The sequence below is a fragment of the Butyrivibrio sp. FCS014 genome (assembly GCF_000526935.1).
Classification (GTDB): domain Bacteria; phylum Bacillota; class Clostridia; order Lachnospirales; family Lachnospiraceae; genus Butyrivibrio.
Map to the genome: position 1 here is coordinate 232,416 of NZ_JAHA01000007.1, position 13,160 is coordinate 245,575.

15 protein-coding genes are annotated in these 13,160 nt (G+C 45.2%); 14 read left to right on the forward strand and 1 reads right to left on the reverse strand.

The genetic code is table 11. The features are described from left to right. Positions 1–5 precede the first annotated feature (5 nt). From T456_RS19455 to T456_RS0107555, 9 genes are all read left to right on the forward strand, one after another. Complete coding sequence (locus T456_RS19455) at positions 6–1,304, forward strand: ABC transporter substrate-binding protein (RefSeq protein WP_035801476.1); 1,299 nt, start codon at positions 6–8, stop codon at positions 1,302–1,304. A gap of 231 nt (positions 1,305–1,535) precedes the next feature. Continuing rightward, positions 1,536–3,794, forward strand: a complete 2,259-nt coding sequence (gene pflB, locus T456_RS0107510; protein WP_024865594.1) for a formate C-acetyltransferase — start codon at positions 1,536–1,538, stop codon at positions 3,792–3,794. A 59-nt stretch (positions 3,795–3,853) separates the two neighbouring features. Continuing rightward, the gene (pflA, locus tag T456_RS0107515) at positions 3,854–4,588 is read left to right on the forward strand and encodes a pyruvate formate-lyase-activating protein (RefSeq protein WP_024865595.1); all 735 of its coding nucleotides are present in this window, start codon (positions 3,854–3,856) and stop codon (positions 4,586–4,588) included. 216 nt (positions 4,589–4,804) lie between these two features. Beyond that, positions 4,805–6,097 carry a GNAT family N-acetyltransferase gene (locus T456_RS19460; RefSeq protein ID WP_035801477.1) on the forward strand — a complete coding sequence of 431 codons (1,293 nt, stop codon included), beginning with the start codon at positions 4,805–4,807 and terminating at the stop codon, positions 6,095–6,097. A 46-nt stretch (positions 6,098–6,143) separates the two neighbouring features. After that, positions 6,144–6,614: a MazG nucleotide pyrophosphohydrolase domain-containing protein gene (locus T456_RS0107530; RefSeq protein WP_024865596.1), complete on the forward strand. Its 471-nt coding sequence runs from the start codon at positions 6,144–6,146 to the stop codon at positions 6,612–6,614. A gap of 38 nt (positions 6,615–6,652) precedes the next feature. Continuing rightward, a complete protein-coding gene (locus T456_RS0107535) occupies positions 6,653–6,955 on the forward strand; it encodes a hypothetical protein (RefSeq protein ID WP_024865597.1) in 303 nt (100 codons plus the stop codon). A gap of 706 nt (positions 6,956–7,661) precedes the next feature. Beyond that, complete coding sequence (locus T456_RS0107545) at positions 7,662–8,231, forward strand: helix-turn-helix domain-containing protein (RefSeq protein ID WP_024865598.1); 570 nt, start codon at positions 7,662–7,664, stop codon at positions 8,229–8,231. Next, positions 8,195–9,049, forward strand: a complete 855-nt coding sequence (locus T456_RS0107550; RefSeq protein WP_330369715.1) for an IS3 family transposase — start codon at positions 8,195–8,197, stop codon at positions 9,047–9,049. Before T456_RS0107545 ends, T456_RS0107550 begins: the two co-directional genes overlap by 37 nt. A gap of 121 nt (positions 9,050–9,170) precedes the next feature. Then, positions 9,171–9,353: a hypothetical protein gene (locus tag T456_RS0107555; protein WP_024865600.1), complete on the forward strand. Its 183-nt coding sequence runs from the start codon at positions 9,171–9,173 to the stop codon at positions 9,351–9,353. A 118-nt stretch (positions 9,354–9,471) separates the two neighbouring features. On the opposite strand, the gene T456_RS0107560 is transcribed toward T456_RS0107555, so the two are convergent. Continuing rightward, entirely contained in the window at positions 9,472–10,710 is a 1,239-nt protein-coding gene (locus T456_RS0107560) for an IS256 family transposase (RefSeq protein ID WP_024864735.1), read from the reverse strand. 69 nt (positions 10,711–10,779) lie between these two features. On the opposite strand from T456_RS0107560, the gene T456_RS19465 reads away from it, so the two are divergent. The 5 genes from T456_RS19465 (at position 10,780) to T456_RS0107585 (ending at position 12,776) form a co-directional block, all read left to right on the forward strand. Then, entirely contained in the window at positions 10,780–11,157 is a 378-nt protein-coding gene (locus T456_RS19465; RefSeq protein WP_024865601.1) for a capsid assembly scaffolding protein Gp46 family protein, read from the forward strand. Next, entirely contained in the window at positions 11,111–11,329 is a 219-nt protein-coding gene (locus T456_RS24300; protein ID WP_081749020.1) for a hypothetical protein, read from the forward strand. Before T456_RS19465 ends, T456_RS24300 begins: the two co-directional genes overlap by 47 nt. 137 nt (positions 11,330–11,466) lie before the next feature. Beyond that, positions 11,467–11,715: a hypothetical protein gene (locus tag T456_RS0107575; RefSeq protein ID WP_024865602.1), complete on the forward strand. Its 249-nt coding sequence runs from the start codon at positions 11,467–11,469 to the stop codon at positions 11,713–11,715. 110 nt (positions 11,716–11,825) lie between these two features. After that, positions 11,826–12,047 carry a GNAT family N-acetyltransferase gene (locus tag T456_RS0107580; RefSeq protein ID WP_024865603.1) on the forward strand — a complete coding sequence of 74 codons (222 nt, stop codon included), beginning with the start codon at positions 11,826–11,828 and terminating at the stop codon, positions 12,045–12,047. A 36-nt stretch (positions 12,048–12,083) separates the two neighbouring features. After that, positions 12,084–12,776: a TVP38/TMEM64 family protein gene (locus T456_RS0107585; protein ID WP_024865604.1), complete on the forward strand. Its 693-nt coding sequence runs from the start codon at positions 12,084–12,086 to the stop codon at positions 12,774–12,776. The last annotated feature ends 384 nt before the right edge of the window (positions 12,777–13,160 follow it).

A 13,160-nucleotide genomic window follows, 5' to 3' on the forward strand; every position in this document is an offset into this window, starting at 1 on the left:
TGCTTATGAGAAAAACCGTAAGGACGCTATTGACACTGGGATTGACTTCGATGCTTCTTTTGCAGGGGTGCGGCAGCGGGAAGAGCGCGGATGTGCCTTTTACTCCGAAGTATGATAAGGACACCGAGTTTTCGCTGACTGTTGCCGGCGACTATTCCAACTTTGAGTCCCTTGAGGCAGAGTTTGAGCGCTTCTACGAATACTATCCCAATGCAAGTCTGCAGTATGTATCGCTGGATGATTACGGCAATGTCATTTCCAGTGCTCTTGTGGGCAGCGAGCCGCCGGATATTTTCACCACCAAAAGTTCCATGATCGGAAATGAAAAGTACGACGACATGTTTGCGGCCTGCGAGGTTTTATCCGATGAGTCCGTTGGTATCGATTATTCCTGCATCAGAAGTTCGCTGATAAGGACCACGGATTCCGGAGATGTTGTGATGCTGCCGGTTTTTACCACTTCCTACGGAATGCTGGTGAACATGGATATCTTTGAAAAAGAGGGACTTAAGGTTCCAACGAATTTCAAGGAGCTGATGACAGTTTGCGAGAAGCTTAAGGCAGCAGGCTATGAGTCCCCCGTCATGGGAACAGACAGGTTCAGCGGATCGGGACTTTTTAATAACTTTGTATATCCGATGTATGCCTACAATGTAATAAAGAACAATGATAAGATTGACGCCCTTAACAATTTCGAGCCCGGATCGGGAGAGCTGATGCGCCCTGCTCTGGAGAGGCTTGATGAATTTGTTAAATCCGACTGTATCGATGTTGCAAAGTGCCAGGCGGAGATATCGGACGAATACGATCAGGTCATCATGAGATTTTTTGAGGGCGATGTGCCCATGATGCTGGCTGCAGGTGATGTGGTTTCGGGAACAGCCAAAAGAGAGAGCAAATCCGATGCCTTTACAGCGAACCCCTTCAAATACAGATTCTTTACCGCTCCTGCAGGTGACAAAGGCGGATACTTCATCAATTCCATCAGCATCTGCTTCTCCGTCAACAAGAACAGCAAGAATCTGGACATGGCCAATGAGTTCATGAGATTTCTTATCAGTAAGAAAGAGCTTAACAACATGGCCGGACTGAAGCGCCTTATCACGCCCACCGATGATTTCTCATCCGACGAACTCTATTCTGCGATCGCAGATATACCGGATGATCGGAGCTTCAGTGACAAAGAGACGGGCCTTCTTGACCCGGCAGTAAGACAGTTCCGTGCAGCCATCTATGCTGTCGGCAACGGCACCATGACCGTGGACGAAGCCGTCGCCGCCTACGGCAGCATTCCGGAGGAATAAAGGACCGTGTGGTCCCTGGTGGTCCCCGGGGACCATTTTGTTGAAAAAACCGATAAATGGCGCGATTTTCCGGCTCTTTTCGGCTTTTTTTACAAATGATAAATCTTCTTATTTATTTTGTTAATATTTTGACAGCAATGTGGTATAGTATGTACTGGCCATTTGGGATTTTTAGCAAATCACCGGCCAACACATATTACGCCACATTTTTTTATTAGAAAGGGAACTATAATGGCTAATCACGAATTCACACAGTGGGATGGCTTCACAGGTCGCGTTTGGAAAGACAACATCGACGTGCGTGACTTCATCCAGAACAACTACACTCCTTATGACGGAGATGAGTCCTTCCTGGCAGAACCTACAGAAGCAACCAACACTCTTTGGGGCAAGCTTCAGGAGCTTCAGGCACAGGAGCGTGCAAAGGGCGGCGTCCTTGATATGGATACAGACATCGTATCTTCTCTTACATCACATGGCGCAGGATACATTTCAGAGGAAACCAAAGATCTCGAGCAGATCGTTGGCCTTCAGACTGACAAGCCGCTGAAAAGAGCTTTCATGCCCTTCGGTGGTATCACAATGGCAGAGCAGTCATGCAGAATGTATGGCTACGAGCCCAGCGAGAGACTCCACGAGATCTTTACCAAATATCACAAGACACACAACCAGGGCGTTTTCGACATCTACACACCTGAGATGAAGAAGGCCCGCCACAATAAGATCCTCACAGGTCTTCCCGATACCTACGGACGTGGACGTATCGTCGGCGACTACAGAAGAGTTGCTCTTTACGGTATCGACTACCTCATCGAGAAGAAGCAGGCAGATTTCGCAGCAACAGCCCGTCAGGGTATGCGCCGCTACGACTTCCAGCTTCGTGAGGAGATCACAGATCAGATCAATGCTCTTAAGGGCATGAAGGAAATGGCTGCTATCTACGGCATCGATATTTCCAAGCCTGCGGCTACAGCAAAAGAGGCAGTGCAGTGGCTCTACTTCGGTTACCTTGCAGCGATCAAGACTCAGAACGGTGCTGCTATGTCAGTTGGCCGTGTTTCCACATTCCTTGATATCTACTTCACCCGTGACCTTGCAAAGGGCATCATCACAGAGGAAGAGGCACAGGAGATCATCGACCACTTCACAATGAAGTGCCGTATGGTTAAGTTCGCAAGAATTGAATCTTATAACCAGCTCTTTTCCGGAGATCCCGTATGGGCAACTCTTGAGGTTGGCGGTATCGGTCTGGATGGCCGTCACCAGGTTACAAAGACCTGCTACAGATTCCTCCACACACTGGAGAACATGGGACCTTCACCTGAGCCCAACCTTACAGTTATGTACTCAAGCCGTCTTCCTGAGAACTTCAAGAAGTACGCTTCCAAGATCTCTGTAACAACATCTTCAATCCAGTACGAGAACGATGATGTAATGCGTGTTACATGGGGTGATGACTATTCAATCTGCTGCTGCGTATCTGCAACAGAGACGGGAAAAGAGCTCCAGTTCTTCGGCGCACGTGCTAACCTGGCCAAGTGCCTTCTCTACGCTATCAACGGCGGTGTTGATGAGAAGTCCGGAGAGCAGGTTGGTCCCGAGTACAAGGCGATCACAGCTGAGTACCTTGACTACGATGAGGTTATGCAGAAGTTCGATCAGATGATGGATTGGCTTGCACACCTCTATGTTGGAACACTTAACATGATCCACTACATGCACGACAAGTACTACTATGAGGCTTGCCAGATGGCCCTCATCGACACACACGTACGTCGTTCATTTGCTACAGGTATTGCAGGTTTCTCACACTGCGTAGATTCACTTTCCGCTATCAAGCATGCCAAGGTTAAGGCTATCCGTGATGAGAACGGAATCACCAAAGACTTCGAGATCGAAGGTGACTTCCCTCGCTACGGTAACGATGATGACAGAGCAGACGAGATTGCTATCTGGCTCCTTCGCACCTTCATGGGCAAGCTTCGTCACATCCACACCTACAGAGATTCAGAGCCCACAACCTCAATCCTTACCATCACATCAAACGTTGTTTACGGTAAGGCTACAGGTGCTCTTCCCGACGGACGTCCCGCAGGCGAGCCCCTTTCACCCGGAGCTAACCCTGCATACGGAGCTGAGGTAAACGGCCTCATCGCTTCCCTTAACTCTGTTGCAAAGCTTCCTTACGAAGAGGCCCTTGATGGAATCTCAAATACACAGACCATCAACCCCGGCGCTCTCGGACACACAGAAGAGGAGCGTGTTAACAACCTTGTAAACGTACTTGACGGTTACTTCGACCAGGGTGCACACCACCTCAACGTCAACGTATTCGGCAAGGAGAAGCTCATCGACGCTATGGAGCATCCCGAGAAGCCTGAGTACGCTAACTTTACCATCAGAGTTTCAGGTTACGCAGTTAAGTTCATCGACCTTACAAGAGAGCAGCAGCTGGACGTAATCTCACGTACCTGCCACGAGGCACTTTGATAGGCCGGTTTTATCGGTATTTTACCGGAGTTCGGATTTAGTTTTATCGGAGTTTTTTAATGAGTGAAGTTATAGGATATGTAAATAAACTGGAGAGTTTTGGCGCCGTGGACGGACCCGGCGTCAGATACCTCATATTCCTTAGCGGCTGCAGAATGCGATGCGCTTTTTGCCATAACCCCGAGACCTGGAAGGAAGGCGAGGGGCAGCAGTTTACGGCTGACGAACTTTTAAAGAAGGCACTCCGCTTCAAACCCTACTGGAAAAATGGCGGCGGTATCACCGTAAGCGGCGGCGAACCCCTTCTCCAGATTGATTTTCTTCTGGAACTGTTCCGGAAAGCCAAAGCAGCCGGCGTGAATACCTGCATAGACACAGCCGGCGAGCCCTTCACTCGTGAAGAACCTTTTTATTCCAAATGGAAAGAACTGATGAGCCTTACCGACACGGTTCTTCTTGATATCAAGAACATCGATGCTAAGGCTCACAAGGAGCTTACCGGTGTCGACAACGCCAATATCCTTGATATGGCAAAAGAGATATCGGCTATGGGTATACCTATCTGGATCCGACACGTGCTGGTTCCCGGCGGAAGCGACAACGACGAGTACCTCCGCCGCACAAGAGAGTTCATAGACACACTGTCATCTGTAGAAAAGGTTGAGGTTCTTCCTTACCACACCCTGGGCGTTCCCAAGTATCAGGAGCTTGGAATTCCCTATCGCCTTGAAGGCGTGGAATCTCCAACTCAGGAGCGTATAGATAACGCCAGGACAATCCTTGGTGCTATCTGAGAAGTCATGGGGACGGTTCTTTTGACTTATTGTTCACTACAAGTCAAAAGAACCGTCCCCATGACTTCTTCTGTTGACATACAGTTGTCAGTCAACTATACTATCAACTAATAATTTTCAGAAAACGCCCCATCTTTCTAAATAAGTATTTAACCTCATCGAGCCCGAAAGAGTTCGATGAGTCTTTTTATATCTTTTTTTCGAGGAGGAGACAGTATGGAACTTATCAGGGTACAGGATTCAGACTACAGAAAAACTTACGAGCTCTACATGACCTTTCCGGAGAACGAGAACGGCTACATGAACAATGTCTACGGCTACAACTACGAGCAGTTCCTTCAGTGGATCGAGAAGAAGCGCAACTGGTCCATGGGAAAAGAGCTGCCGGAGGGCTTCGTACCCGACACAACCTACGTACTCTCCGACGGCGGCACCTACGTTGGCGTCTTCAACCTTCGCCACTGCCTGAATGACTTCCTGAGGGAAGGCCCCGGCCACATCGGCTACTGCATTTCAAAGGAGTACCGCGGCAAGGGATACGCCACCAAAGGCCTTGAGCTGACTCTGGAAAAAGCCCGTCAGATGTGCATCCACGAAGTCTACATGTCCGTTAACAAAGACAACCCCGCGAGCCTTCGCGTCCAGGTCAAAAACGGCGCCTACATCCACCACGAAAACGACAAGGAATACTTTACCAGAATAAACCAGATCACCGATGGAGCCACAAGAGAAGAGATCGTCAGCAAGTTCTACACCCAGTACGAAGAGGACGGCCGCCTTGAGAGGTCGGTCCACGGCAGGCTCGAATACGCCACCACCATGAACTACATCCACAGATACGCCGGCAAAGGCTCCAAGGTCCTGGAGATCGGCGCCGGCACCGGCAGATACTCCATCGCCCTCGCCAAAGAAGGCATGGACGTAACCTCCATAGAACTTGTGGAAAAGAACCTTCAAGTACTCCGGGACCACAGCAAAGGACTGCCCAATATCCGCGCCATTCAGGGCGACGCCACAAACCTCAAGGACCTTGCAGACAACACCTTCGATGTCACCCTGGTCTTTGGCCCGCTGTACCACCTGTACGAAAAAGATGAGGTGAACAAAGCCATCGACGAAGCCATCAGGGTCACCAAGCCCGGCGGCGTCATGCTTTTCGCCTTCATATCGGTCTACGCCATAATGTACTCCAACTATTTCTACGCAAACTGGGCTTCCGGCCAGGAGGAGAACTTCACCGGGGACTACGGCATCCGTCACTTCAAGGAGCAGCTCTTTACCGGATACGACATCACCGAGTTTGAACAGCTCTTTACGGGAAAAGATATATCGTGGATCACCACCACCGGTGTGGACGGCCTTCTTGAGCCCATTGAGCACAGGGCGGACTTTGCCGTATCGGACGAGGACTTCGACAAGCTGTTTGACTGGTACCTCCACTTCTGCGAGAAGCGGGAGCTCTTGGGCAACACCAACCACCTGCTCTATATATGCCGCAAGAACGTTTGATTTAACCTCCAAATGGAATACAATGGAAAAAGAGGCGGTGATCAAAATGAGCGAAATCGATAGACTGAAATCAATAGTTGAACAACTTAGAAGTGAGAACGGATGCCCCTGGGACAAGGCCCAGACCCATGTCAGCCTTAAGCCCGGATGCATAGAGGAGGCAGCAGAAGTCATTGCCGGCATCAACATCCTTGAGAAAACCGGAGATGCCGACAACCTTAAAGAGGAACTTGGCGACCTCCTTCTGCAGATCATGTTCCACGCCGTGATGGCCGAGGAGGAAGGCTTTTTCACCTTCGACGACGTCGCCTGCGCCATCTCCGACAAGATGGTCAGAAGACACCCTCATGTATTCGGCGATGCGAAGTTTGCCACCGAGGACGAGCTCCACGAGTCCTGGGCCGAGATCAAGCGCAAAGAAAAAGAAGGCAAGCAGTGGCAGGCAGAGTACCTCCCCGGAGCCTTCAACGAAGCCGAAGAACTGATCCGGAAAGCCAGAGAGAGAAAGGGCTTTTGACCCTTCTTTTGGGAAAAGAGCCTAGAAGGAAAATATACATGACAGAAAAACAAATGGAATGGTCAAGAAAGCGCAATGAGCTTGTATCCGCCATAAAGGACCTGGGATTTCCCGGAGAACTTGGCGAGCAGATCGCCAAGCAGCTCGGAAGCCCCAAAGCCATAGACAGAATGCTGGCCTACCTTTATAACGTAAAGCCCGGGACAGCAGAACTTGTAGTAGACGAGATGCTTGCCATCTGCAGCGACATAGACCGCTGGCACGACAAGAAAGCCGCCGAAGAAGCCAACGCCAAATACAACCAAATGCTTTACGAAGGCCTCGGCGACAGCGAGGACTAGGCCCCGCGCCGCCGGCCATCGGTGCCGGCCCCGGGCGTGGCCCCTGGAGTTAGCCCCCAGGGCTCATCCCCCAGGGCTGTCATTGACCATACTTATTTCTTGGTCGTCTCTCATCTATCTCCAACTTTCGCTATATTTCAGCATCACCCTGTTTTATAGCGAAAAAAATGGCCTATTTTCGCTATATTTTGAAGTCACCCGGAAATATAGCGATACTTTTTAAGATTTTCATCGCTATATTTTGAGGTCATGCTTATATATAGCGAAAAAGCCACTTTTTTCTCGCTATATTTTGATGTGACCTGCAAATATAGCGAAATGGTCCCATGACTCCGTCCTCGGGACCACCACATGAAAGTATGATATGACCGTTGACAAGTATAAAAAACAAGGATATAGTGAGCTTGAAGCATATGAGTTGACATTAAGGCAGTTTGCTAGAGACTTTGGCATTATTTGGAGGAAATTATAATATGTACGGCTATTATGATGGAATTTCAGAGGAAATAGAGAATATGTCCCTGGAAGAGTTGGAAAGGGCAATCAAGGAAGAAGAAGAAAAGTGCAAAGAAATGAATGAAGAAGAGTAAAGCACCACGGTCTAAATGATCAAGGTGCTTTTTTATTGAAAATAATCAGCGGTAAGAAAAGAGCAGAGGTGATATGTACCCTCTTTACTGGACAAAACAGTAAGGAGGGTATTTTTATGCGCTATAGTTACGAATTCAAAAGAAAATGTGTGGAAATGTATTATCGTGGTGAATATCCTGACACCCCAGATGGAATAGGGACTGCAAGATTTCATGATAAGATACGAGAATGGGTTAGAATTGAAGAAGCGTGTGGTTCAGATGCTTTAAGACATAAAAATCATAATAAGGAATGGACTCCAGAGGAACGTTATGCCTTAGTTGCACGTGTTTTGGCTGGTGAGTCTAACAAAAGTGTTGCTTTTTCAGCTGGTATTTCTGATGGACAGCTTTATCAATGGGTCCGCAAGTATAAGATATATGGTTATAATGGTCTTATACCAAAACAGAAAGGTCGTAAATCAAAGAACCCATATATGAAAAAAGTAGGAACGCGAAAACCTCCAAAACCCAATGAATCTGAGTACGAAGAGCTAATTCGGTTAAGAGCTGAAAACGAATACATGAAAGCTGAAATCGAAGTAATAAAAAAAGAGATCGCCTTGAGAGAAGAAAAGGAAGCTGCGCGACTCAAGGCGAAAAAGCAGCAATCATCAAAGAGCTCAGGGAAAACGGATACAAACTAAAGCATCTACTTAAAGCTATGCATATAGCTAGATCGACTTACTATTTTGAGATTGGTAAGGAAGACCTTGTGGCTGAACGCAATCAAGATATACTGAAAGAAATAAAAAGTATTTTTGAATCGAATAAACGCAGATATGGTGTCAGGCGAATCCATCAGGAATTGATAAATCGTGGATACCAAGTAAATCATAAACGTGTTCAGCGTCTCATGCATGAATCTGGATTGGCTGGTAAGCGACCGAAAGAGAAATATCACTCTTATAAGGGTGAGGTGGGTAAGATTGCTGATAACATAATAAATAGAGATTTTAGTACAACTGCGCCTTTACAAAAATGGACGACAGATGTATCCCAATTTAACTTTTCATGGGGAAAGTGTTATATATCGCCAGTTCTAGATATGAATACAAATGAAATCATTTCATATGATTTATCTATGAGTCCTAATCTTGAGCAGATAGAGAGAATGTTAAATAAAGCTTTTGGTAAATTTCCTTCAATTGAAGGCCTTATATTACATTCTGATCAAGGCTGGCAGTATCAACATGCTTATTATAGAAATGCTTTACAAGAACATGGCATTATCCAATCTATGTCACGAAAAGGTAACTGCTATGATAATTGTATTATGGAAACATTCTTTGGAAGATTAAAAAATGAGATGTATTATGGCTATGAGAAAGAGTATGCTTCTTTCGAAGAATTCTCAAACGCTGTTGAAGAATATATAGATTACTACAATAACAAAAGAATTCAGGCAAAAACAAAATGGATGCCACCTGTACAATACAGGATAGCATCCATGTGTTCAGCCTAGTTCATAAATATGTGTCCAGGATTCTGGGTACATATCAAGGATAACACCCCTGCTTTTTTGTTGCATAAAAATGGCAACTCGTGCCTTAAACGAGGAAAACTACTCAATGGAGGAATTAAATATGTCAGAAACTGTGAATCAGGAAAACAATGCAACCGTAGAAACTCCTGCAGAGGTCAAGTCCTATATGTGGTGTAAATTGATTCCTGATATAAATGTTGTGGCTGTGTCCGCCATCCTTGACACCCATAAATCAGAACGCTGTATGTCAATCACCGACGGCGATAGACTCATGAGCAGCTGATATGCATCACCATCGGTTTTCTCAGCTTAGCATTCTGATTTATGGGCATCAAGGACAAGCCCTGCCGCTGGCAGGGTGGCTACTTTATTACCTCGGGCTCCAGATCTTTGAGCAGCTGTTATGCGGCCATAATCTTTTGCTGTTCAAAGGCCAGGGTTTTGAGTTTGATACGGGTTTCATTAGAGATGCTTTCATAAGCTTTCCGGCCAAAACTTGTACGTTTCATTAGTAGGATATCATTCTGGTCTATAAGCACCGAGCCCATGAGACGTAATAATGAAGCTTCATTCGGAAATATTTGTATAACATCGGAACGGCGTTTTAACTCTCTATTAAGCCTTTCTATTGTGTTTGATGTACGCAGGTGGCGCCATGTATTCTCTGGCAACATATATACCGTCATGGCATCTTCAAATCCGTTGTCAAGCAGTTCCATCGCCTTTGGAGCAACATCAGAGTAGTCTGACAGGATGTCATCGCGCTTTTTTCTTGCAGCAGTAAGGGTCTTAGCCAGGAACATTTGCCTTAACTCTATTTCAAGCCCGGGTCTCTGTGAGTTTGGGGCTGCGTCAAGGATGTTTTTAGTGAAGTGAAACTGACAACGCTGCCACGGTGTATTAGGAAACACTTTGAACGCTGCGTATCGAATGGATTTATGGGCGTCAGAAGTGAGCATAAGTGGATCCTTAAGACCATTGGCTTTCAGGTGGCTGAAGAAGTCAAGCCATGTATCGTTAGTTTCGCCATCATATACATTGAAGTATAGGACTTCTTTCTTGCCATCAGTTGTAAGACCTACTGCTATGAATAAAGCTTTTGAAACAACCCTATGATTTTCACGTACTTTAAAATATGTGGCATCCACCATGATAAAAGGATAATCATGAACACTCAGATCATGGTTTTGAAACTCTTTGATCTCTGGATCAAGTCGCTTACACACCTCTGATATAGTGGACTTGGAGTATTCCTTGCCACATATCATTTCGATAACATTACTCACCTTACGCGTAGAAACGCCCATGATGACCATTTCTGCCATGGTATTGAGCAAGGCTGTTTCACTACGCTGGTATGTTTCAAAAAGAGTGGTGTGAAAGGGTGATAATCGGTGGCGCGGTACTTCCAGGACGATAGTGCCTATCTTGGTGGTTAGTTCACGTTCTCTTGTACCGTTGCGCTGGTCAGTCCTGTTATCAGACCTTTCGTACTTTTCAGCTCCCAGTTGGGCTGTGGATTCCGCTAATAGAGCCTCATTGAGGATTTTCTCGACAAGATGCTTGAACGCTTCTTCTCGGTCTCCTCCTAATAATGCTACCAATTCCTCATGGTTTAATGTAATATTTACTTGAGCCATGATGATTACTTGCCTCCTTTATACTGTTTTGTTTGGTCACTTAACATTTTAAATCAGGAGAGAGCATTCATGGCTCTTTTATATTTAATTTTCAATTTACACCATTATATGGACATAATGCCTGCAGAGGAGAAACGCTTTACACAGGCCGAGCTCGATAAGGTTGTAGCTGATAGGCTCGCAAGAGAGCGCCAGAAGTATGAGGGCTTTTCGGAGCTCAAAGAAAAGGCGGCTAAGTTTGATGAGCTTGAGGCAGCATCCAAAACAGAGCTTCAGAAAGCTACGGAGAAAGCTGAGAAGCTGGAAAAAGAACTCACAGCACTCAAGAAAGATGCTGAGCTTCGGACCATTAAGGCAAAGGTTGCAACGGAAACAGGTGTGCCTGCAGAACTTTTGACAGGTGCAACCGAAGAGGAGTGCACGGCTCAGGCCAATCTGCTGCGGTGAGTATGGCGAGGGAAATATTCGAAGACAAAAGTTAACTTCTTTGGGTTATAATTATGATGAGGTCGGGGCAAAGATTAATGCTCTGGATAAGATCGGGAAGACCTTCTTGCCGGAGATCAAAAACAAAGCAGGGGAGTATTGGCTTAGCGTGGTCAAACTGATGGCACTCTGAAAAGTTGGATTGAAAGTTGGATTAATTTTTTATACCTTAAGTAAAAATGCGGAGTTTGACGTTATTGGTCACGGGTTCAAGTCCCGTATGCTCCATTTTTTTATTGATTTGGGCTTTATTTCAAGGAGGATGCATTCATGAAAGAACGTATAGAAAAATACATTAGGAAGAAACAACGTGAAAAAGCCATAAAAATGCTTAAGGATAATATTTTCATTATTCTCGGCGTACTGGGGCTCATCATCCTTCTGATCATCCTAAAGATTCTTAAGAAGAAGGCCAAGAAAAAAGTTAAGGCTAAGATCAAGGAAACAATCAAAAGCGGAATAGATAGCATAAGAGATAAGGAATCATCTTCTAATGGCGACGAAGAAGAGGAAGAATAGAAACAAAAAATACATTCTGAGCGTAATTGCCACAGTGGCAGTTCTTGCTCTCATATATTTGATCACGTATCTCTTAAAGCAATCCATCAATTCAGTTTCGCAGGACCTTGATGGCCCTTATGATGTGGCAGATCGGCATAAATGTGGAGCCAAACGGAAGACGGAAGGGCATAGGAAAGATGCTTGTTGCGTTTCTTAAAAATGAGATACTTGATAAGGGAAGGCTTCCATATTACGGTACTTCCATGGGACATATCGCTTCCCAGAAGGTTGCCATCGGTTCAGGGTTTGTGCCGGCCTGGGCAGAACTTGTAACAGATAGGCTCGAATGATTTTCACATATACAGTCATTTTGGAGAGGACATGCGATGCAATCAGAGTCCACAAACAAATCTCAAAAGAATAATAAGCGGAGAATCCTGATTGTATGTTTTGTTGCTTTTTTCCTGCTTGGTATTTACTTTTTAATTGGAAAACCTATGATTGCTTTTGTTGGTGATGCAGATGGATTTCAAGAATTTGTTAAAAGCAGAGGCATCTTTGGACTATTAGTATTTGGCTTTTTTGTTTTTTTACAGACACTCTCAAACTGCATACCAGGACTTCCGTTTTATCTTGCTGCTGGCGCTGCATTTGGAGGCATTAAGGGAGCAATCATTTGTGATATATTTGCAACTATGGCAAACACAACTGCATTCCTCTTGGGAAAGAAATATGGAAGAGATTTTTTGCTTCTGCTTTTTCCCAAAAGTAAATTGGAACAGGTTGAAAATCTTGTTCTAAATAAAAATCCGGTATTGGTACATGTTCTGTTCATGCTTTTACCATTGCCAAAAGATACTTATGCATGGCTTGGCTTTTATTCAAAAGAAAATGTGATTCAATGGATCCTGATCACTTTTGTTGCAAGGTTTCCGCATATCTTTATCTATACATTCGGAGCTGAAAAGATGCTAGAGAACCAATACAGCTATATTGCTGCGGGCGCGATCATTGCAGTAGTTGTTTACCTGGCTGTTGCTATGCTTATTAAGAAAAAAACTGTTAATAGTGGTGAATAAATGGCACTATATGCACTTGGAGATCTCCATCTGTCTTTTCAGGCAGACAAACCAATGGATGTATTCGGAAAAGCAAGGAGAAATCACGAAAAAAGAATGTGAAAAGCAGCTTTGTAAATTATTTAGTTAGACGCATATTTCTCAGATTAAAAGCACACTATTCTATAGGTGTTGCGTTTAGTCTGAGAATTCTTTTTTTCTATATATCAAGACGTATTTCGAATATGGGTCTCTTGTGTTCATATGATGATCAACACATTATATGAAAGACAGGTGAAAAAATGTCTCATATCCCTTCATTAAAAGAACCAGGATTAGTCAGTTTCAATAACTGATTAACCCTGGTTTTGTTTATTCTCACAAGAGACCCTCAAACCAGACCCT